The following is a 20,543-nucleotide window of genomic DNA, read 5'->3' on the forward strand; positions in this document are numbered from 1 at the left end:
CCAGGATAGACTGTCTTAGAGTGCTTGGCGAAGTCCGATCGTGCCCATAGATGGGCAGCTCCTCATCAACATGAAGGAGTACGAAGTTGAACGCCGCCAAGCTCTACACCATCAACGAGTGCTGCGAGTTGCTCAGCATCGGTCGCACCAAGATGTACGACATGATGAGCACGGACATGATCCGCTACATCACGGTTGGAGCCGCCAGGCGCATCCCCCACAGCGAACTGATGCGGTTCCAGGAAATCCGGCACTAAGGCACTCCCAGCCATACCCCTCACTCTCAATCTCAATTCTTATTCTGTTCTCCAAATCGTTGATCTCGCTGCTCCCGGCGAGGTGGGTCGAGCCACTGCTCCACCCCCTCAGCCGTTCGTCTGCAGCCATTCCGCCCAGAACACCGACATTACTGGAAGGACGACGATGCCCCTCACCAACAACACCATTAGGAACGCGCGACCTCGCGCGAAGGACTGGAAGCTGGCTGACGAAAAGGGCCTTTACCTTCTCATTACGCCAAAGGGCTCAAAGCTGTGGCGCTTGAAGTTTCGCCACCACGGAGTCGAGCGCAAGCTCAGTTTTGGAGCCTGGCCGGACATCACGCTCAAGCGGGCACGCGATCTGCGTGACGAGGCACGTACCGCAGTATCAGAGGGCCGAGACCCAGCCCGCGAACGCAAGGTTGCTAAGCGAGAGGCCCGACATGAAGCCTCCCAGACCTTTGCCGCCATTGCTGACGAGCTGATTGAAAAGGACCGTAAGGAAGGTCGTGCAGCCGTGACGATCAAGAAGAAAGAATGGCTGCTCGGGAAGCTGACGGCGGCATTTGGCAACGCCCCCATTGCGGAGATTACATCACCCGAGGTGTTCGCCGCCCTTGATCGCATCCAGAAGACTGGACTGAGGGAAACCACGAAGCGGCTTCGGTCGGTCGCCGGGCAGGTCTTCAACTATGCGATCGCTACGGGCCGCGCTACCAACAACCCGACGCTGGCCCTACAACGCGCTCTTCTGGCCCCCGACGTCACGCACATGCCAGCCATTATCGACATCGACGACCTGCGCATTCTCTTGCGGAAGATGGATGCATGCACCGGCTACCCCTCGACACTCGCCGCGCTGCGGATCACCCCGCACCTATTCCAGCGCCCGGGCGAAATCCGGAAGATGAAATGGGCAGATCTCGATCTTGATCGCGCCCGCTGGTCTCCACCGATCGCAGACATGAAGAAGCGTCGTCCGCACGACGTCCCTCTGTCCCGGCAGGCGCTTGCGATTATCCGGGACATGCAGCAGCACCGAAACGGCCCATATGTGTTTCCGGCCTTCCATTCCGAGACCAAGCCGATTTCCGAGAATACCGTCAATGGCGCGTTGAGGCGTCTTGGTTACGCCGGCAAGCAGTCGGCACACGGCTTTCGGTCAACGGCCAGTTCGCTCCTGAACGAGAGTGGCAAGTGGAACCCGGACGCCATCGAGCGCGCAATGTCCCGGCAGGTAGGCGGCACCACCGCCGCAATCTACAACCGCACCGCCTATTGGGACGAGCGGGTCGAGATGATGCAGTGGTGGAGCGACTGGCTCGATGAACTCAAGACAGGAGGGACCTGATCGCAGGCCCCATTCGAGGCCCCCATCTGGTCGCGGCTGGGGGCCTTTACGGGCGAACATTCACGAACAACTGAAAAGCAAAAAGCCCCGGTTTCCCGGGGCTTTTTGGCTACTTGCGAACACCTGCGAGCAGGTGAATGGTGCCCAGAAGAGGACTCGAACCTCCACGCCGTTGCCAGCGCCGCCACCTGAAGACGGTGCGTCTACCAATTCCGCCATCTGGGCACGGAGGCAAGGGAGCCAAGTTGCTGTCCTCGCCGGGTAGGAGGGCGCCTCTAAGACCGGCGCGGGCCGGTGTCAACAGGGCTTGAGACAAGAAAATCGCGCGCGTGCATTTTTTTGCGGGTCGTGGCGTCGGCTGGGGCGGGAAAGCGTTGTGTTGCAGTGGATGCACCCTGCCCGCGCGTGCCGAGGCAACTGGCCGGTTGCCCGGGACTGTGCCTTGTGGCAGGGGCAGGTGCAATGTGCTGCAGTGCAGGAAACGGGTTCCGGGCGCTGCCGAGCTGCAAGGATTCGAGGCAATGAGCATGACCCCCAAGGATTCGCTTTCCGGCAAGATCGTCACCGTACTGGGTGGCAGCGGCTTCGTCGGCACGCACCTTGCGCAGGAACTGCTCGCACGCGGCGCGCGCCTGCGCGTTGCCAGCCGCCACCCCAAGAAGGCCTATGCGCTCAAACCCTTGGGTAACCTCGGCCAGGTCCAGTTCGCCGGCTGCGACGTCACGCGCACCGACTCGCTCGCCGCCGTGCTCGCGGGCTCGGACGTGGTGATCAACCTCGTCGGCGCCTTCTCGGGCAATCTCGACGCGCTGCAGGGTGAAGGTCTCGCCCGCATCGCGGCAGCGGCCAAGGCGGCTGGCGCGCAGGCCTTCGTGCATGTCTCGGCGATCGGCGCCGATGCTTCCTCCGACGTCGCCTATGCGCGCACCAAGGCGGAAGGCGAGCAGGCCGCGCTGGCCGAGTTCCCCGAGGCGACAATCCTGCGCCCCTCGGTCATGTTCGGCCCCGACGACAAGTTCGTGATGATGTTCGGCGACCTCATGGCGAGCGCGCCGGTCATGCCGATCTTCGTGCCCGAGGGCAGGCTGCAGCCGGTCTTCGTCGACGACGTCGCCGAGGCCATTGCCAATGCCGCGGGCGACCCGCTGACCCACGGGGGCAAGACCTACGAGATCGCCGGCCCCGAGGTGGTGACGATGCGCGAGCTCAACCACCGCATCGCGGCCGCCGCGGGCCGCAAGCCCTGCTTCATCGAAATGCCTGATGCTTTCGCGGGCCTGTTTGCCGCGCTCCCGCTGACCCCGATCAGCTCGGACCAGATCAAGCTGCTCAAGGCCGGCAGCGTTGCCAGCGAAGGTGCACCCGGCCTTGCCGAGCTCGGCGTCAAGGCGCGCCCGATGGGCCTGTTCCTCGACCGTTGGATGACCCAGTTCCGCAAGCACGGCCGCTTCGGCACAAAGGAAAACACCGAGGCCTGAGCTCCGGCATCGCGAGAAACAAAAAAGGGGGCCTTCGCGCCCCCTTTTTCATGTCCGCTCAGATATCGACTTCGCCATAGTGGCTGGGCGGCTGGATCACTTCCATGCGCTCGGTCAGCAGCGGGCGAAAACTGGGGCGCGACTTCATCACCAGATACCAGCCACGCGCCTGCTCGTGGCTCGACCAGTCGAGCCCGCCAAGGTAGTCGGCAACGGATATCTGCGCGGCGGCGGTGAGATCGGCCAGCGTCATCGTCGCGCCTGCCAGCCAGGGGCGGTTGTCGATCAGGTAGTCGATGTAGTCGAGATAATCGTGCGCAAGCTTCATCGCGTCGCGCAGCGAGCGTCCGTCGGGCGACTGGCGAAGCACGAGGCGCTTCTTCATCTTCTCGTGGAGCAGCGGTCCCGAGACGTCGTTGAAGAAGTTCTCGTCGAACAGGGCGACGAGGCGGCGGATCTCGGCGCGCTGCTGGTCGGTCCCGCGCAGCATCGGGTTGCGATCGACGGTTTCCTCGAAGTACTCGCAGATCGCGCGGCTGTCGGCGAGGACCACGCCGCGCTCCATCTCGCGCACCACCGGCGTGCGCCCGGCAGGATTCATCTGGAACAGCCGGTCCTCGCCCTCCCAGGGGCGCGTGGTCTGGAGTTCGTAGGCGATGCCCTTCTCCGCCATCAGCAGGCGCACCTTGCGGCTGAAGGGACAGAGCGGAAACTGGAAGATGTGCCACATGGCGATGAACCTTGCCCAAGGGCGCTTAGGGCGTCCACCCGGAGCCTTGACAGGACCCGGGCGAAACGCGTGGATAAGTTGGCGCGGCGCGCCGAGCAGTCGCCGAGCGCCTGATCAGCTGTCGCGCGAGAGCAGGAACACCGCGTGTTCGGCGAAGTAGTTCGCGGCGGCCTGGCTGCAGCGCTTGTCGCCCGACAGGAACCAGCTGCCCTCGACCGTGATCCCGCGCTCCTTCACCAGCGCGCGGAAGTCGTCGATGGTGAGGTGGTGGATGTTCGGGGTCTCGTACCAGAGCACCGGCAGCAGCCGCGTGACCGGCATGCGCCCGCGCCACAGCAGCGAGAGGCGCACGCGCCAGTGTGCGAAGTTGGGGAAGCTGACGAAGGCCTTGCGACCGATGCGCAGCAGTTCCTCGAGCGCGAGGTCGGGGCGCATCGTGGTCTGCAGCGTCTGCGAGAGGATCGCATAGTCGACCGACTTGTCGGGATAGAAAACGAGATCCTTGTCGGCATCGCCCTGGATCACCGAGAGCCCGCGCGCGACGCAGGCGCCCACGTTCGCAGGGTCGATCTCCATGCCGCGCGTGTCGCACTGCTTCTCGTCGCGCAGCGCGGCCATCAAGGTGCCGTCGCCGCAGCCGATGTCGAGCAGGCTCGAGCCGGGCGCGACATTGCGCGCGATCACCGCAAGGTCGGGCCGCAAGGCAGCTGCGCTCACGCTCACGAGGCCTTCTCCAGCATGGCGGCAAATTCGTTCGAGAGGCGTTCCATCAGGCGTTCGGGACGGCTGAGCGGCTTGAACCCGAGCTTGGCGTAGACGCCGTGAGCATCGGCGGTGGTCAGCGCGAAGCGGCGAATCCCGGCATATTCGGGCCGCTCGATGAACCAGCCGACCATGCGCCGCCCGAGCCCCTGCCCGCGTGCCGGCTCGTCGACCCACACGTCGGCGAGCCAGGCGAAGCTGGCGCGGTCGGAAATGACCCGCGCGAAGCCGACCTGCTCCCCGGCGGCGTCGTAGGCACCGAGGCAGTGCGCGCCCGCGATCTGGCGCTCGACCTGTTCGCGCGCGATACCCGGCGACCAGTAGCTCGAGGCCAGCCAGCCGTGGATGCGCGCGACATCGAGGCGCGCGGTGTCATCGCTCAGGTCGATCATCCCAGGAACCCTGCCACCACGCGGTCGAGCGCGGGAACGTCGAGCAGGAACGAGTCGTGCCCGTAAGGCGCGGAAAGCTCGACGAAGCTCACCGGCTTGCCCGCGGCATTGAGCGCCTGGACGACATTGCGCGAATCCGAGGTCGGGTAGAGCCAGTCGGTATCGAAGCTGACGAGGCAGAAACGCGCCTTCGAGGCGGCGAAGGCATTGGCGAGCGGGCCGCCGTGCTCCTCGGCGAGGTCGAAGTAGTCCATCGCGCGGGTGATGTAGAGGTACGAGTTCGCATCGAAGCGGCCCGAGAAGGTCAGCCCCTGGTAGCGCAGGTACGACTCGATCTGGAAATCGGCGTCGAAGCCGAAGGTCTTCTCGTGCCGGTCCTGCAGGCGGCGTCCGAACTTTTCGGTCAGGCCCGCTTCGGAGAGATAGGTGATGTGCGCGGCCATGCGCGCGACCGCGAGCCCCTTTTCCGGACCGCGACCGTGGTCATAATAATCACCCTCGCGCCACTCGTTGTCGGCCATGATCGCCTGACGGCCCATCTCGTGGAACGCGATGTTTTGCGCCGAATGGCGCGCGGTCGAGGCGATCACCAGTGCGGCGCGGGTGCGATCGGGGAAGTTGGCCGCGAGCGAGAGCGTCTGCATGCCGCCCATCGAGCCGCCGACGACCGCGTGCAGGCAATCGATGCCGAGCGCGTCGAGCAGCGCGACGTGGCCGCGCACCATGTCGCGGATGGTGATGACGGGGAAGCGCATCGCCCAGGGCTTGCCGTCGGGCGCGAGGCTGGCCGGGCCGGTCGAGCCCATGCACGAGCCGATGACATTGGCACAGATCACGAAGTAGCGATCGGTGTCGATCGGCTTGCCCGGGCCGACCATGCGCACCCACCAGCCGGGCTTTCCGGTGATGGGATGATCCGAGACGAGGTGATGGTCGCCGGTCAGCGCGTGGCACACGAGGATCGCGTTGTCCTTCGCGGCGTTGAGCTCGCCTTGCGTCTCGTAGGCGATCTGCACGCCGGGCAGGACCTGCCCGCCATCGAGCTGCAGGGGTTCGGAAAGGTCGAGCACGGCGCTCGTGTCTATGATCGGGGCTGTGGCCATGGCAATTCTTCGGTTCGACCCCGGCCCTTCGACCTTCGCGCGCTTCGTGTCAATCGGAGTGCTCTTGCAGCGAAGCCCGAACGGCCAGGCTGGAACATTGGGTCGCCACACGGCCAGAGCGCGAATCGATGGGTGCAATCGCTGCGCTGCTGAGCTAAAGGCGCGCCATCATGAGCGAAACCGAGACCAGCACGCCCTCGCCCGCACCGGCACCCGTCGCCAAGCCGTGGATCGAGGCGATCCATGCCTATGTCCCCGGCAAGTCGACCGGCAAGGACGGGCGCGCGCTGATCAAGCTCTCGGCCAACGAGAACCCGCTCGGCACCAGCGAGGCCGCGCTCGCGGCCAAGGCACAGCCCCCTGCGCTCTATCCCGATCCCGACAGCAAGGCGCTGCGCGAAGCAATCGGCGCGCGCCACGGCCTCGATCCGGCACGCATGGTGATGGGGACCGGTTCGGACGAACTGCTCAACCTCGTCGCGCAAGGCTACGCGGGCCCCGGCGACGAGGTGGTCTACGTGCGCTACGGCTTTGCGGTCTACGACATCGCCGCAAGGCGTTGCGGCGCGACCCCGGTGATCGCCCCCGATGCCGACTACGGCACCGACATCGAGGCGCTGCTTGCCTGCGTTACCGACAGGACCCGCGTCGTCTTCGTCGCCAATCCCAACAACCCCACCGGCTCCTTCCTGCCCGCCGGCGAGATCGCCCGCCTGCATGCCGCGCTTCCTTCCGACGTCGTGCTGGTGATCGACCAGGCCTACGGCGAATATGTCGCGGCGCAGGACGATGACGGTGCCATGGCGCTCGCCGCAGCCCACGAGAACGTGCTGGTGACTCGCACCTTCTCCAAGATCTTCGGCCTCGCTGGCGAGCGCGTGGGCTGGGCCACCGGGGCGCCGGGCCTGATCGCCACCCTTAACCGCATCCGCGGCCCCTTCAATGTACCCGCGACCGGCCAGGCGATGGCGCTCGCGGCACTTGGCGATACCGATTTCGTCGAGCGCTCCCGCGAGCACAACCGCGAGGAGCGCGCCCGTTTCGCCGAGAAGCTGGCCGCGCTCGGCAACTTCGGTCTGCGCCCGCTGCCGAGCCAGGCGAACTTCGTGCTGGTGCTCTTCGAGGGCGCGCTCACTGCCGAAGCCGCGCTCGAGGGACTGGCCGAGGCGGGCTATGTCGTGCGCTGGCTACCGGGACAGGGCCTGCCGCAGGCCCTGCGCATCACCATCGGCAAGCGCGCCGACATGGACGTCATTGCCGAGACCCTGCGTACCATGGCGGAGGCCGCCGGATGAGCTTTACCCAGGTCGCAATCATCGGCCTTGGCCTGCAGGGCGGCTCGATCGGTCTTGCCATCCAGCAATACCTGCCCGAGGCCCGCGTTACCGGCTACGACCTCGATCCGGCGACCCGTGCGCGCGCGACCGAACGCGGCCTGTGCCACACGGTCAGCGAGAGCGCCGAGGACGCGGTCGCAAGTGCGGACCTCGTCATCTTCTGCGTGCCTCCCGGCGCGATGGGCGCGGCGGCTGCCCCCTTGCGCGATGCGATCCCGGCGCATTGTCTCGTCAGCGACGTCGGCTCTTCCAAGAAGGCGATCTCGGCGGCGCTTGCCGAGGCCCTGCCCGACCACCTCGTGATCCCCGCGCACCCGGTCGCGGGCACCGAGAACTCGGGGCCAGACGCCGGCTTCGCCTCGCTGTTTCGCAACCGCTGGTGCATCGTCACCCCGCCAGAGCCCTGCGACCTGCTCAAGCTGACTTCGCTCGTCCATTTCTGGGAGGCGCTCGGCGCCAATGTCGAGATCATGTCGGCCGAGCATCATGACCTCGTGCTCGCGGTGACCAGCCACCTGCCCCACCTCATCGCCTATACCATCGTCGGCACCGCCTCGGACCTCGAAGACGTGACGCAGGGCGAGGTCATCAAGTATTCGGCGGGCGGCTTTCGCGACTTCACCCGTATCGCGGCCTCGGACCCGACGATGTGGCGCGACGTCTTCCTGTCGAACAAGGACGCGGTGCTGACCATGCTCCAGCGCTTCACCGAGGATCTCACCGCGCTCCAGCGCGCGATCCGGGTCGGCGACGGCGAGCAGCTGTTCGACCACTTCGCCCGCACCCGCGCCATCCGCCGCTCGATCATCGAGGAAGGCCAGGACGATTCGCGCCCAGACTTCGGGCGCAGCGACCACGACGGTGCCGCAAGGGGCAAGACGAAGGGCTGATCGCGACGATCATCGGGAGCCAAATGGCACCCTCGCGAATTGAGCGGGCAAAGACCCGTTCCCTTCGTGAGGAAGCCTGCCATGCAGATCTCGATCCTGACCGAACTCGAATACGACCTGCCCGGTCCCGCCGACGTGCTGCTCCAGCTCGAAGCTGCCATCATCCCCGAGCAGACGGTGACCAGCCATCATATCGACCTGCCCAAGGTTGAACATTTCGCCCGCGTGCCGGGCCAGTCGAACATCGGCGAGCGTATCTGGCTGCGCCTCGCCCAGCCGCTCTCGGTGCGCTACGAAGCGACCGTCGAGGTCAACCGCCTCGTCACCGACATCGCGACACTGCCGCAGACCGCACCGCACATGCTGCCGGGCGAGACGGTCGACTACCTGATGGCCTCTCGCTTTTGCCCCGCCGACGAGTTCCAGGCCTTCGTCGAGCAGGAGTTCGCCGGGACCGGGGGCGGCGCGCGGATCGCCGCGATCCGCGACTGGATCGCGGGAACGCTCAGCTACGTGCCCGGATCGAGCAACCCGCAGACGACGGCGGCCGACACCTTCCACGCGCACCAGGGCGTGTGTCGCGACTATGCGCACCTGATGATCGCGCTCGCCCGCGCCAGCGCGATCCCGGCGCGCTTCGCCAGCGTCTACGGCCTCGGTGTCGAGCCCCAGGATTTCCACGCGGTGGCCGAAGTGTTTCTCGACGGGTGCTGGCACATCGTCGATGCGACCGGCATGTCTACGCCCGAGGCGATGGCCAAGATCGGGGTCGGGCGCGATGCCGCCGACGTCTCGTTCCTTACCAGCTACGGGCAGGTCGAGCTCAAGACCCAGCGCGTCACCGTACAGGAAGTGGTGCCCGCCTGACGGGGCCGAGGCGCACCGGCTTTCGGGCCGGTGCTCCAGCGCTCAGAGCCGCGGCAGGGTGACCCCGCGCTGGCCCATGTACTTGCCCGCGCGGTCGGCATAGCTCGTCTCGCACGGCTCGTTGCCCTTGAGGAACAGGAACTGGCAGGCCCCCTCGTTGGCGTAGATCTTCGCCGGAAGCGGCGTGGTGTTCGAGAACTCGAGCGTCACGTGCCCTTCCCAGCCCGGCTCGAGCGGGGTCACGTTGACGATAATCCCGCAGCGCGCATAGGTCGACTTGCCAAGGCAGATCACCAGCACGTCGCGCGGCACGCGGAAATACTCGACCGTACGCGCCAGCGCGAAGGAATTGGGCGGGATCACGCAGACGTCGGTCTCGCGATCGACGAAGGAATTGCTGGCGAAGTCCTTGGGATCGACCACCGCGCTGTCGACGTTGGTGAAGATCTTGAACTCGGGCGCGACCCGCGCGTCGTAGCCATACGACGAAAGCCCGTAGGAAATGCAGCCATCGCGGCGCTGGCTCTCGACGAACGGCTCGATCATGCCGTGTTCGAGGGCCTGCTCGCGGATCCACTTGTCGCTTAGAATAGACATGCGGCAAGTCATTGCGCAAAGCACGCGAAGCGGCAAGTACAGCCCCAGTCTTGTCCACTGCCTCCCCTGATATCTCTGCGTCCGGAGCTGGAGGGGATTTTCCCTTGCTTCAATTGTGGTTACGCATGGTCATGTAGCGACGTAGGGGGTGGAGCTCATGAAGAAATGCATTCTGGCCATGCTGGGCGCCGGAGCCGTGATAACAAGCCCGGCGAAGGCCAGCGACGCGCGCATCGTAACGGGCAGCGAGGAGGCGGCAAGCGCCGAAGTAGACCAGGCATTCGCCTTGATCGGCCAAAAACAGCCTGCGCAGGCGTTGGACCTCCTGGCACCGCTGATCGACCGCTTCAACCAGCAGATCGCCGAGGCCGAAAAAACGAGAATGGTATTTTGCGGCCCCACTTTGATGGAAGCGTCCGTTTATGCGGTCCTGCCTGCAATTGAGAAGAAGGACGGCCTGGTTATGGGTCGCGACGTGTGCGACGCCTTCTTTGCCAAAGCCTACGCCCTAGTGGAACTTGACCGCAAGCCCGAGGCATTGGCCACTCTGCAGCGATTGACTTCGCTTGCACCAATGCATTCGCGCTATCTCGTAGAATTAGGTTACGCCTATCGGATCAACGGCCAGAACGGGAAGGCAGAAGATGCCTACCGCATGGCCTTGGAGCACGCAGACCTCGGAGAAGACGACAAGACAAAGAGCACCAACCACGCATCCGCGCTGCGCGGGATCGGCTACATGCTTGTTGAAAAGCGCGATCTTGCTGCTGCGGAAAATGCATACAAGAAGTCACTCAAGTACGATCCGGACAGCGCCATCGCGAAAGGAGAGTTGGAATTCATTGCCCAGCAGCGCAAACGCGCCAAGTAAGCCATTCCGTATCTGAAGCTTAAGATTTGCCGGGTATTTCAGCACTCATGTCCCAGCTTGCCTCTACATCGCCAGCCCGCATCCTTGTCGTCTTTGGCACGCGCCCCGAGGCGATCAAGCTGTTCCCGGTGATCCATGCCCTGAAGGCCGATCCGCGTTTCGAATGCGTGGTCTGCGTCTCGGCGCAACACCGCCAGATGCTCGACCAGGTGCTCGAGATCGCAGGGATCGTGCCCGATTACGATCTCGACGTGATGCAGCCCGACCAGAGCCTCGATGCGCTTACCGCACGGCTGCTCACCGGCCTTGGCCGGGTCATGGACGAGGTGAGGCCCGACCGCGTGATCGTGCAAGGCGACACCGCGACCGCGATGGCAGGCGGGCTCGCGGCCTACTATCGCAAGCTGCCGGTCGATCACGTCGAGGCGGGGCTGCGCTCCTACAACATTCACCATCCCTGGCCCGAGGAAGTGAACCGCAAGATCATCGGCTCGCTCGCCAGCCTGCACTTCGCGCCGACCGCGACTGCGCAAAACGCGTTGCTCAAGGAAAACGTCGATCCGTCGCGCGTCCACGTGACCGGCAACACGGTGATCGACGCGCTGCACTGGGTCACCGGCGAGATCGAGCGCCGCCCCGAACTCGCAGCCGGGCTGTCGCGGCTCGAGGAGAGCTTTGCCGGGCGGCGGATCATCGGCGTCACCAGCCACCGCCGCGAGAATTTCGGCGAGGGTATGGAGCAGATCGCACAGGCCATCCGCGAGATCGCGCAGCGGCCCGAGGTCGCGGTGATCTTCCCGGTCCACCTCAACCCCAACGTACGCAAGGTGATGAACGAGCGGCTCACCGGGCTCGACAACGTCGCACTGATCGAGCCGCTCGACTATCCGCACTTCGCGCGGCTGCTCTCGATAGCCGAGATCATGCTGACCGATTCGGGCGGGGTGCAGGAGGAGGCGCCTGCATTGGGCAAGCCGGTGCTCGTCATGCGCGAGACGACCGAGCGGCCAGAGGGCGTCGATGCGGGCACGGCAAGGCTGGTGGGCACTTCGGCCGTGACAATCGTTTCCGAATTGGCAACCTTGCTCGACGATAAGGCGGCATATGACGCCATGGCGCAGGCCCACAACCCATTCGGGGACGGGCTGGCATCGGGCAGGATCGTGGAGCTTCTGGCACGTGAAATCGGATAACAAACCCTCTGTCTGCGTGGTCGGCCTCGGCTACATCGGCCTGCCGACCGCCGCGGTGATCGCGCGCGCGGGCTGCCCGGTGCTGGGGCTCGACGTCTCGCAGAAGGTGGTCGACACCATCAACCGCGGCGAAATCCACATCGAGGAAGTCGATCTCGACGGCCTCGTGCAGGGCGTGGTCGCGCGCGGGCTGCTCTCGGCCTCGACCGAGGTCGCCCCCGCCGACGTCTTCGTGATCGCGGTACCCACGCCCTTCGAGAAGGGCCCGGGCGGCGAGCATACGCCCGACATCTCCTATGTCCTGGCCGCCGGGCGAACGATTGCCCCCGTGCTCAAGACGGGCGACGTGGTCATCCTCGAGTCGACCTCGCCGGTCGGCACCACCGAACAGCTGCGCGACATGATCGCGAAGATGCGCCCCGACCTGAAGATCCCGGGGCTCACCCGCGAGACGCCCGACATCTCGATCGCCTATTGCCCCGAGCGCGTGCTTCCCGGACGAATCCTCGAGGAGCTGATCAACAACGACCGCTCCATCGGCGGCGTGACCCCGCGTTGCGCGCGTAAAGCACTGGCCTTCTACAAGCGCTTCGTGCGCGGCGAATGCGTCACCACCGATGCCCGCGCCGCCGAGATGACCAAGCTCGTCGAGAACGCCTATCGCGACGTCAACATCGCCTTTGCCAACGAGCTCTCGATCGTCTCCGACAAGATGGGACTCGACGTCTGGGAGGTGATCCGCCTCGCCAACCGCCACCCGCGCGTCAACATTCTCTCGCCCGGTCCGGGCGTGGGCGGTCACTGCATCGCGGTCGACCCCTGGTTCATCGTGCACGGCGCCCCTGATGAAACCCCGCTGATCCGCACCGCGCGCGGGGTCAACGACGCCAAGATGCACCACGTCATCGCCCGCGCCGAAGCGCTGATCGAGGCGCATCCGCAGGCAAGGGTCGCGTGCCTCGGACTCGCCTTCAAGGCCAACATCGACGACTTCCGCGAAAGCCCGGCACGCTTCGTCGCCAGCCGCCTCGCACGCAAGTTCGGCGAGCAGATTCAGGTGGTAGAGCCCTATGCCGCCGAGCTGCCGATCGAGTTCACCGGCACTGGCGCCACCCAGATCGACATCGACGACGCGCTGGAGACCTGCGACATCCTGATCGTGCTGGTCGACCACGACGTCTTCCGCGTGGTGCCGCTGGCCGAGCGCGCGGACAAGCTCGTCTACGATACACGCGGCATCTGGGGCGACCAGCCGCGCGTGGTGCGCGACGAGGAGGCCCGCATCAGGCTCGCGAGCTGAGCTTGCGGCTAGCCGTGAGGGTCAAATGGACGAAAATCGCGTCCATTTCGGATAATTAATTCGCTACTGCGCTGTTATAAAAGACAAAGAGCGGGAAGGACGCGTGACTGCCACGCGCCTCCCGGCTCTTGGCTATGGCCCCTACCTAGGGGTACATTCCTAGTCGGTCGTTCGTAGTTCGGTCACCCCCGCAAGGGGCGCAGCGGATCTTGCGAACTCTGTCTCGACAAGGAAACCCGCCCCTCGTGCAAAGCCCGGTGAACATCGCCCGCGAGGCCGAAAGCCATCTTGCCAAGGCACTGGCCCTCCTCGACGAGCGCGAATTCCTCGTCGATGCCGCCTTCGTGCAATCCGCGCTCGACCGGGTGCGCGACACGGTGAAGGTGCTCGAAAGCACCGCCGAGGCCACTGCGCCACAGAACCCAAACGGCAACGGGGCCGATCCCGACGCCTGCGACGTCTGAACCGGCCCCGTCATTCGGCCTGCCCCCTCGCTGCGCTCCTCCTTGATGGTGCACAGCGGTAGGTTCGGCTATCGAATCAGCCCGCTTCGGCTTCCTCACGCTGGCCGCGCGCGATCTTGAAGACCACGCCCGACAGCAGCGCGATTGCCAGCAGGTTCGGGAACGCCATCGAGGCATTCGAGATATCGCCGAGGCGCCACACCAGCTCGAGCGGCTGCGCTGCACCCACGACGATCCCCGCGCAGTAGATCACGCGCCACAGCATGTGCAGGATCTTCTCACCGCGCGCGCTCGATCCCGGCACGAGATCGTAGAGGAAGGTGATCGTGCGCTCGCCGTAGTAGCTGAAGGTCAGCATCGTCGAGAACACGAACATGATCAGCGCAACCGAAGCCACCACCGAGCCGAGCGGGACACCTGCGATGAGCGTCGGGAAGGCCGCGGCAAAGGCGCCCGAGGTCATCGCGAAGCCGGTCAGGTCCGACTGCCAGGCGTGCTTGACCGCGATACCGCCAGCCGTGAAGTCGCCCTCGACAGTGAGGATGACGAGCGCGGTCATGGTGCAGATGACGATCGTATCGAGGAAAGTGCCCATCATCGCCATGCGGCCCTGGACCTCGGGGTCGCGGGTCTGCGCAACGGCGTGCGCCATCGGCGTGGTGCCCTGCCCGGCCTCGTTCGAGAACAGGCCGCGCGCGACGCCGGCCCGCAGCGCCATGATTACGCCGGCACCGGCAAAGCCGCCGAAGGCCGACTGCGGTGCGAAAGCCCCCTCGAAGATGCGTGCGAACGATTCAGGAATATCCTGGGCATCGAGCACGAGCGCGATCAGCGCCATCACGAAGTAAGCAAGGCCCATGAACGGCACGACCTTCTCGGCAACCGCGCCGATCGACTTGATGCCGCCCACGATCACGACGAAGACCAGCACCGCCGCGATCAGCCCAGCGATCCATTCCTGGATGCCGAACAGCTCGTTCATCGAGTCGGCCAGCGCGTTGGACTGGATGACGTTGCCCGTGGTGATGGTCGAGGCGAGTGCGCCGATGCAGAAGATCACAGCGAGCCAGGTCCACTTCGGGCCCAGTCCCTTGACGATGTAGGTCATCGGGCCGCCGCGCCAGTGCCCGTCGGGCCCGCGCTCGCGGAAGCGGATCGCGAGCGAGCCCTCGGCGAAGGCCAGCGCCATGCCGATCAGCGCCGTGACCCACATCCAGAAGATCGCGCCGGGTCCGCCAAGCGCGAGCGCGGTCGCGACGCCCGCCATGTTGCCGGTGCCGACCTGCCCGGACAGCGCGGTCGACAGCGCGGCAAATGGACTGATCTCGCCGGTCTCGCCCTTCTTGGACTTGGCGAAGAGCCCGGCAAAGGCGCTCCCCAGGTTGCGCAGCGGATAGAAGCGCAGGCCGATCATCATGAACAGGCCGATGCCCAGAAGGACGATGACCATCGGCGGGAACGGGAGGACTTCCTCGCCGTTCCAGGTGCCGCCCCAGATGAAATCGGATACGTTGGTGATGCGGTCGATCAGAGCCGGTCCGCTATCGGCAGTACCGGCCGCGGCCAGCATGGTCAGAAAACTCATTCGCGCAAAAACTCCTGTCTCGCGACCCCTCGCGGCATGGCGCGCCCATGCCACCCCCATCTGCGCCGTTCCCGCAAATGGGAAGGCACCGGACAGTGGCGCGAATGTGCAGGCCCGCAACCGCATGCGCAAGCCGCGAGAAACCCTGCTTCACCAATTCGTCATAATCGAAAGATCGTTCCGCGGATCACGGCCGGGCCGCAGCTTTGGGACATGTCGACCCGCCGCTCGCGACACGATCAAGCAAGGCCTAGGCAATGCTCCGCATCGAATCGCGTCTCAGATGCCCGCGTACCAGGCGTAAGCGCCGTTATCCTCCCAGTAGCCACCCTTGCCGCCATAGGTCCCGGCAAGCGAGGCAACCGCCTCGATACGGGTGACGAACTTGGCATGCTTGTAGCCCAGCTGCCGTTCGACCCTGAGGCGCAGCGGCGCGCCGTGGGCTTCCTCGAGCGGGCGCCCGTTCATCTGCCAGGCAAGGATGGTCTGCGGGTGGAAGGCATCCGCGAGGTCGATCGATTCGTAATAGGGCCGCCCGCGATAGAGATCGGCGCAATGGAACACGATGTAGCGCGCCTGCGGCGACAGCCTCGCCAGTTCGAGGACGCTCGCGAGCCGCGGCCCTTGCCACTGCCCGATCGCGCTCCAGCCCTCGACGCAGTCGTGGCGGGTGATCTGGCGGCGCTGCTCGAGCCGCCGCAGCGCCTCGAGCGGGATTTCGAGCGGACGTTCGACCAGTCCGTCGACGCGCAGGCTCCAGTTCGCGAAGCCTTGCACGAGATGCTGGCGATAGGCCGCGTCGGCCACGCTGCGCGAGCCGTTGGCCCGGAACTGCGGCGACATGTCCGCCTCGCGGTATTCGCGTGCCAGCGCCGCCCCGCCGAGCGCACGCTGCGTGATCCGGTGCAGGTCCTCGCCCTTTTCGAGCGCATTGCGGAACGCAGGGTCGTCGAACAGGGCATCGCAGCCCGAAAGCATCAGCGCACCGCCCACGCTGCCAGCGCCGCGGATCAGCGCGCGCCGCGTGAGGATCGTGCCCTTCATACCCCGTCCTCCCGCCCCGGCCGCGGACGATAGCGCCCGGTGATCATCGCGCGCACCTCGTTGATCGGCCCTGCGAGCAGGACCATGACCATGTGCACGACAAAGAACGCCACCAGCGCGAAGGCGCACAGAAAATGTACCGAACGCGCGCTTTGCCGTCCGCCGAAGACTTCGGTGATGATCGGCGCCCATGCGTCGGTTCCGGGCGACATCGCGAGCCCGGTCACGATCATCAGCGGCAGCGCGACGAAGAGCACGCCCGCATAGGCAAGCTTCTGCAGGAACGAGTAGTGCCGCGAAGCCTCGCCCGCGGGAAAGCGCAGCCGCGCATGGTCGACGATGTCGCGCCAGACGTTGGCGGGCCGCCACTCGCGCCGGGTCATGTGGATGTCGCGCTGGAGGTGGCGATTGACCAGCGACCAGCCGAGATAGAGCGTAAGCCCGCCCGCGAGCAACCAGGCGAAGGCGAGATGCCAGATACGCGCACCCGCAAGGCTGTAGCGCGAGGGCAGCGTCGCCCAGTAGGGAAAGGCGCGGCGCTGCAGGTGCCCCTGGGCATCGTGCCAAAGACCCAGCACCCCGGTCGTCTCGATCCGCCACGATCCGATCTGCAGGTAACCGAACTCGCGCGCGCCGATGCGCGCGGAACTGATCTTGAGCCAAGCGGGATCGAAATTCGCGCCGTATTCGCCCCAATAGAGCCGGGGATGGGCATTGAAGATCATCAATCCGCTCATCAGCATGACGAGCAAGACCAGCGCATTGCTCCAGTGCCACAGCCGGGTGGAAAGCCGGTGGCGGCGCACCAGCGGCGCGTCCTTGGTAAGACTTCCAGGCTTGGCGAGACTTTCAGGCCGACCGTTCACGTTTCGGCTCCTCCTCGGGCGGCGGAGCATCCTGCCCATCGCCGCGCCGCATTATTCACCCAGAACATGAACCGCGACTTGCCGCCGGTGAGCGCGACTGCGGTGCTCGGCGAGATAGATGCCCTGCCAAGTACCCAGCGCCATCGCTCCGCTTATAACCGGAATCTGGAGATTAACCCCGGTCAGCATCGCCTTGATGTGAGCGGGCATGTCGTCGGGCCCTTCGTCGTCATGGGCATAATGACGACCTTCAGGTGCGGCGCGCGCCAGCCAGTCGACAAGGTCGCCGCGCACTTCGAAAGCCGCGTTCTCCTGTATCAGCAACGAGGCAGAGGTATGGCGGCACAGCATGGTGACCAGCCCTTGCTCGATACCGGTCGATGCGAGCCAATGGCCGATCTCGCGCGTGATCTCGACAAGACCGGGACCATCGGTCGCAAACGTTAGTATGGCGCTGTCCTGTCGCATTTCGGGCTCGATCCTGCCGCTGCAGGACCGGTCGCGCAAGCCATTGCGGCCATCTACCTGATCACGCGCGCGGCGCCTGCCCTACCTGCTTAAAATACCAAGTCAAACCACAGTCGAATGAGCATCATTGGGCCGCCCTTCCCTATCATGCATGGTAAATACCGTATTCTCTCGGAAACAATTCTGGGCCCCGTGTGTCTACTCGGGGATAGCCGCATCTGGCGAGTGAGCGGAGTTCACGCGAAGTGTCGGGGGCACGAGACGCAACCATGACAGCACGATCGGTGCGCCAGACACGCGCCGGGCGCTCGTGCGCGCCATTCGCTGGTGGGCCAAACAGAGCCTCGTTTGTCCCTCCGGCGCGTTGGGAACGTTCACTCTTGTCCGCGCCGCGGATTTGCCAAGGCGCGCTATGCTGCTATCGGCACGCCGTGCGAAAGATCGACACCATGCTCGCCCGCCCCGCGCCCGAGAGTGCAGGGACCCGGGCCACGAGGCTCGCCCCCGTCGTTTTCGTGGCTGCGGCACTGGCCCTTTCGGGCTGTGCGAGCGGTCCGGCGGACTCCAATGCCGCCAGCGCCCTCGCGCTCGCCCCCGGATCGACTTCGCATCCGGGCGAGGATGCCCTGTGGTGGCAGGGGATCGGCGATGCCATGCTCGTCCACCTCGTCGAGACCGGGCTCGCCACCAACCGCGATCTTGCCTGCAGCGCCACGGCGCTGCGCAATGCCGACGCACGTGCGCAGTCCCGCTCGCGTCGTATCGACACGCAGATAACGCGACTGTTCGACACGCGCGGAACCGATGCCGCGCAGGCCGAGCTTCGCGCGCGTGCCTATCGCTACGCCGGTCGCCGCGCCGCGCTCGCCCGCGACATCGCCGAGGCCTACATTGCGGCGCGCCGCGCGCAGGAAGTTCTCGCGCTGCGCTCGCACCTCACCGCGCAGTTCGAGGACAATACCGAGATCGCCCAGTTCCGCGCCGAGGCCGGGCTGGTTCCGGGGCTCGACAGCGGCCTTGCCGGATCGCTGGTCGCGCTCAATGCCGACGAACTGCGCGCCGCACGCACCCGCTATCTCGAACGTGTGAGCGATCTCGCCGGACTGGTCGGCATCGATGCCGAAGTCCTCGCTGCGCAGCTGGGCGAGACCGGCGCCGTGCCCGACATCACCGCGATGCCTTCGCCCGATGCGCCCGACCTCGCGGCGCGCCCGGACCTGCGCGCACTGGAACAGGCCCTGCTTGCCCAGCTGATCCGCGCCAAGGTCTCGCAGGCCGAGATCGACCGCGCGCTGGCAGGCGAGAGTGCCTCCGATGAGGAAATCCCGGCAGCCGCCGACAGTGCCGCCGCGCGCTGGAGCGATGCCCAAGGCAAGGCCCGCGCCGACCTCACGAGAAGCGCCGCAGCCGTCACCACGGCCGCGCAGCGCCAGGCCGATCTCGAGAAAGCTCTGGCCGGCGCCGACAAGCGGGTGGAGGCAGCCCGCCTCGGCTATCGCAACGGCACCGGCGACATCGCCACGCTCTACGTCGCGGAAGCTTCGGGCCTGGGACTGACCGAGGCCCGGGTCTCGGCGCGCGCGGACCTCGCGCGCGCGGCGATCCGCTTGTGGACCGCGCAGGGGCGCGGCTGGACCATGGCCGACCTCGAGCCGCCGATCTCCGCGCAGGAAGCGGCGAGCACCAACGGGGAGGTGCTCGTCTGTGACTGACCCGCGCGACCTATCCGAAAACACCGGACCCGACAGCGCCGAGACGGGCGCGCACAGCCCGCTCGACACCTTCCTGGGGGCATCGCCGCGCCGGGGACGCCGCCATCTCGTCTCGCTCTTCGTCCTGCTCGCCGCGGCAGTCGCTATCCTGTTCCTCTTCGTGCGCTTCTTTGCCGGTGAGGACAGTCCTTATTTCGTCGCGCCGGTGGCGGTCGGCAACGTGACCCCGCGCCTGTCCGAACGTGGCGAGGTCTATGGCGAGCGCCAACTCGAGATCAGGGCGCGGCTCGCCGGACGGCTCGAGAAACTCGAGGTCGCGAGCGGGGCACGGGTCAAGTACGGTCAGACCCTCGCGGTGATCGATGCAGCGCAGGCCGGACAGACCCTCGAAGCGCGCGAGGCCGAGCTGCGCGCTGCCGAGGCGCAGCTCGCCGCAGCGCAGGCCCGTGCCGGTGAGGCCGGCTCGCGGCTGGCCCGCTTCGAGCGCGTCTGGCGCGAATCCGACCACCGGGTCCCCTCGCTCAACGAACTCGAGGAGGCCCGCACCCGCGCCCGCATCGCCCGCGAAGGCGTCTCTGCCGCCGAGAACGCCGTGGCCGCGGCGAGGATCGGTGCGCGGTCTGCAAGCCACCGCCTCGAGGGCACCACGGTACGCGCACCGTTCGACGGAACGATCGTCGTGCACGACCTGCACGAAGGTGCAGCAGTGCGCGAGGACGCGCTCCTGTTCACGCTGGTGCCCGACGATGCCCGCCTCAAGCTGTCGGTTCCGATCGCAAGCCGCACTGCGATGAAACTCTCGCCCGGCGCGATAGCCTCGGTCCGCTTCGACGATCTTCCCGACCTCGAGCAGACCGCAACCCTCGCATCCATCGAGGGAAGCGGCGACGAACGACACGCCGAGTTCATGCTCGAACAGCCCGACCAGGCCATTCGCCCCGGCATGGCCGCGCGCCTCGAGATCGAGCTGGCCGAGCGCCGCGATGTCTTGCTGGTGCCCGATGCCGCGCTCGAATTCCGCCCCGAGGGCCCGGCGAACGACTCTGCCGGACGCACGCAGGGCGAGGTCCATCTCCTTGCCGATGACGGCAATCCGCGCCGGGTCTACGTCACGACCGGCGGCAGCGACGGCAACCGCACCGAAATCTTCTCCGAGGCCGTGCGCCCCGGCGACGACGTCATCATCGGCTGGCGCGATCCGCCCGGTACCGCGCCCGACGCGACGGGCTCAGCGCCTCCTGCCGGACGCTAGGCGGGAGACGTGGCGGGAAAC

General features: G+C 66.1%; 21 protein-coding genes and 1 tRNA gene. 12 read left to right on the top strand and 10 right to left on the bottom strand.

What is annotated here, in order from left to right; translation table 11 throughout:
* The first annotated feature begins 86 nt into the window (after positions 1 to 86).
* Together I5E68_RS19365 and I5E68_RS19370 are read left to right on the top strand one after the other, a co-directional pair.
* Positions 87 to 257 carry a helix-turn-helix domain-containing protein gene (locus tag I5E68_RS19365; protein ID WP_197167292.1) on the top strand — a complete coding sequence of 57 codons (171 nt, stop codon included), beginning with the start codon at positions 87 to 89 and terminating at the stop codon, positions 255 to 257.
* Positions 258 to 423: 166 nt separating this feature from the next.
* Positions 424 to 1,611 carry a tyrosine-type recombinase/integrase gene (locus tag I5E68_RS19370; protein WP_197167294.1) on the top strand — a complete coding sequence of 396 codons (1,188 nt, stop codon included), beginning with the start codon at positions 424 to 426 and terminating at the stop codon, positions 1,609 to 1,611.
* Positions 1,612 to 1,749: 138 nt separating this feature from the next.
* Here the strand turns inward: I5E68_RS19370 and I5E68_RS19375 are convergent.
* A tRNA-Leu gene (locus I5E68_RS19375) sits at positions 1,750 to 1,836 on the bottom strand.
* Between the two features lie 296 nt (positions 1,837 to 2,132).
* Between I5E68_RS19375 and I5E68_RS19380 the strand changes: the two genes are divergently transcribed.
* Positions 2,133 to 3,089, top strand: a complete 957-nt coding sequence (locus I5E68_RS19380) for a complex I NDUFA9 subunit family protein (protein WP_197167296.1) — start codon at positions 2,133 to 2,135, stop codon at positions 3,087 to 3,089.
* A 58-nt stretch (positions 3,090 to 3,147) separates the two neighbouring features.
* Here I5E68_RS19380 and I5E68_RS19385 read toward each other — a convergent pair whose 3' ends face one another.
* From I5E68_RS19385 to metX, 4 genes are all read right to left on the bottom strand, one after another.
* Positions 3,148 to 3,819, bottom strand: a complete 672-nt coding sequence (locus I5E68_RS19385) for a glutathione S-transferase family protein (RefSeq protein ID WP_197167298.1) — start codon at positions 3,817 to 3,819, stop codon at positions 3,148 to 3,150.
* Between the two features lie 114 nt (positions 3,820 to 3,933).
* Positions 3,934 to 4,542 (bottom strand): methionine biosynthesis protein MetW, encoded by a 609-nt coding sequence (metW, locus tag I5E68_RS19390; protein WP_323982228.1) that lies wholly within the window; start codon positions 4,540 to 4,542, stop codon positions 3,934 to 3,936.
* Positions 4,539 to 4,973 (bottom strand): GNAT family N-acetyltransferase, encoded by a 435-nt coding sequence (locus I5E68_RS19395; protein ID WP_197167300.1) that lies wholly within the window; start codon positions 4,971 to 4,973, stop codon positions 4,539 to 4,541. The genes metW and I5E68_RS19395 overlap by 4 nt, the downstream gene beginning before the upstream one ends.
* On the bottom strand, positions 4,970 to 6,076 hold the full coding sequence (gene metX, locus I5E68_RS19400) for a homoserine O-acetyltransferase MetX (protein ID WP_197167302.1): 1,107 nt from the start codon (positions 6,074 to 6,076) through the stop codon (positions 4,970 to 4,972). The genes I5E68_RS19395 and metX overlap by 4 nt, the downstream gene beginning before the upstream one ends.
* A gap of 170 nt (positions 6,077 to 6,246) precedes the next feature.
* Between metX and hisC the strand changes: the two genes are divergently transcribed.
* The 3 genes from hisC (at position 6,247) to I5E68_RS19415 (ending at position 9,170) form a co-directional block, all read left to right on the top strand.
* Positions 6,247 to 7,371: a histidinol-phosphate transaminase gene (gene hisC / locus I5E68_RS19405; protein ID WP_197167305.1), complete on the top strand. Its 1,125-nt coding sequence runs from the start codon at positions 6,247 to 6,249 to the stop codon at positions 7,369 to 7,371.
* Positions 7,368 to 8,303, top strand: a complete 936-nt coding sequence (locus I5E68_RS19410; protein WP_197167307.1) for a prephenate/arogenate dehydrogenase family protein — start codon at positions 7,368 to 7,370, stop codon at positions 8,301 to 8,303. The genes hisC and I5E68_RS19410 overlap by 4 nt, the downstream gene beginning before the upstream one ends.
* 81 nt (positions 8,304 to 8,384) lie before the next feature.
* A complete protein-coding gene (locus tag I5E68_RS19415) occupies positions 8,385 to 9,170 on the top strand; it encodes a transglutaminase-like domain-containing protein (RefSeq protein ID WP_197167309.1) in 786 nt (261 codons plus the stop codon).
* A gap of 42 nt (positions 9,171 to 9,212) precedes the next feature.
* On the opposite strand, the gene dcd is transcribed toward I5E68_RS19415, so the two are convergent.
* Positions 9,213 to 9,767: a dCTP deaminase gene (gene dcd, locus I5E68_RS19420; RefSeq protein ID WP_197167310.1), complete on the bottom strand. Its 555-nt coding sequence runs from the start codon at positions 9,765 to 9,767 to the stop codon at positions 9,213 to 9,215.
* Positions 9,768 to 9,924: 157 nt separating this feature from the next.
* On the opposite strand from dcd, the gene I5E68_RS19425 reads away from it, so the two are divergent.
* From I5E68_RS19425 to I5E68_RS19440, 4 genes are all read left to right on the top strand, one after another.
* Entirely contained in the window at positions 9,925 to 10,638 is a 714-nt protein-coding gene (locus I5E68_RS19425) for a tetratricopeptide repeat protein (RefSeq protein WP_197167312.1), read from the top strand.
* Between the two features lie 47 nt (positions 10,639 to 10,685).
* Entirely contained in the window at positions 10,686 to 11,831 is a 1,146-nt protein-coding gene (wecB, locus tag I5E68_RS19430) for a non-hydrolyzing UDP-N-acetylglucosamine 2-epimerase (RefSeq protein WP_197167314.1), read from the top strand.
* Positions 11,818 to 13,131: a UDP-N-acetyl-D-mannosamine dehydrogenase gene (gene wecC / locus I5E68_RS19435; protein ID WP_197167316.1), complete on the top strand. Its 1,314-nt coding sequence runs from the start codon at positions 11,818 to 11,820 to the stop codon at positions 13,129 to 13,131. The genes wecB and wecC overlap by 14 nt, the downstream gene beginning before the upstream one ends.
* A 245-nt stretch (positions 13,132 to 13,376) precedes the next feature.
* Complete coding sequence (locus I5E68_RS19440; RefSeq protein ID WP_197167318.1) at positions 13,377 to 13,595, top strand: hypothetical protein; 219 nt, start codon at positions 13,377 to 13,379, stop codon at positions 13,593 to 13,595.
* A 76-nt stretch (positions 13,596 to 13,671) separates the two neighbouring features.
* Here I5E68_RS19440 and I5E68_RS19445 read toward each other — a convergent pair whose 3' ends face one another.
* The 4 genes from I5E68_RS19445 to I5E68_RS19460 all read right to left on the bottom strand — a co-directional run bounded on the left by I5E68_RS19445 (position 13,672) and on the right by I5E68_RS19460 (position 17,558).
* A complete protein-coding gene (locus I5E68_RS19445; RefSeq protein WP_228727388.1) occupies positions 13,672 to 15,180 on the bottom strand; it encodes an alanine/glycine:cation symporter family protein in 1,509 nt (502 codons plus the stop codon).
* 279 nt (positions 15,181 to 15,459) lie between these two features.
* On the bottom strand, positions 15,460 to 16,224 hold the full coding sequence (locus I5E68_RS19450; protein WP_197167320.1) for a molybdopterin-dependent oxidoreductase: 765 nt from the start codon (positions 16,222 to 16,224) through the stop codon (positions 15,460 to 15,462).
* On the bottom strand, positions 16,221 to 17,090 hold the full coding sequence (locus I5E68_RS19455) for a cytochrome b/b6 domain-containing protein (RefSeq protein ID WP_323982229.1): 870 nt from the start codon (positions 17,088 to 17,090) through the stop codon (positions 16,221 to 16,223). Before I5E68_RS19455 ends, I5E68_RS19450 begins: the two co-directional genes overlap by 4 nt.
* A gap of 51 nt (positions 17,091 to 17,141) precedes the next feature.
* A complete protein-coding gene (locus I5E68_RS19460) occupies positions 17,142 to 17,558 on the bottom strand; it encodes a secondary thiamine-phosphate synthase enzyme YjbQ (protein WP_197167323.1) in 417 nt (138 codons plus the stop codon).
* 449 nt (positions 17,559 to 18,007) lie between these two features.
* On the opposite strand from I5E68_RS19460, the gene I5E68_RS19465 reads away from it, so the two are divergent.
* Both I5E68_RS19465 and I5E68_RS19470 read left to right on the top strand, forming a co-directional pair.
* Positions 18,008 to 19,270 (top strand): TolC family protein, encoded by a 1,263-nt coding sequence (locus I5E68_RS19465; RefSeq protein WP_197167325.1) that lies wholly within the window; start codon positions 18,008 to 18,010, stop codon positions 19,268 to 19,270.
* Complete coding sequence (locus I5E68_RS19470) at positions 19,263 to 20,522, top strand: efflux RND transporter periplasmic adaptor subunit (RefSeq protein ID WP_197167326.1); 1,260 nt, start codon at positions 19,263 to 19,265, stop codon at positions 20,520 to 20,522. Before I5E68_RS19465 ends, I5E68_RS19470 begins: the two co-directional genes overlap by 8 nt.
* Positions 20,523 to 20,543 lie beyond the last annotated feature (21 nt).

This window comes from Novosphingobium aureum (assembly GCF_015865035.1).
Taxonomy (GTDB): domain Bacteria; phylum Pseudomonadota; class Alphaproteobacteria; order Sphingomonadales; family Sphingomonadaceae; genus Novosphingobium; species Novosphingobium aureum.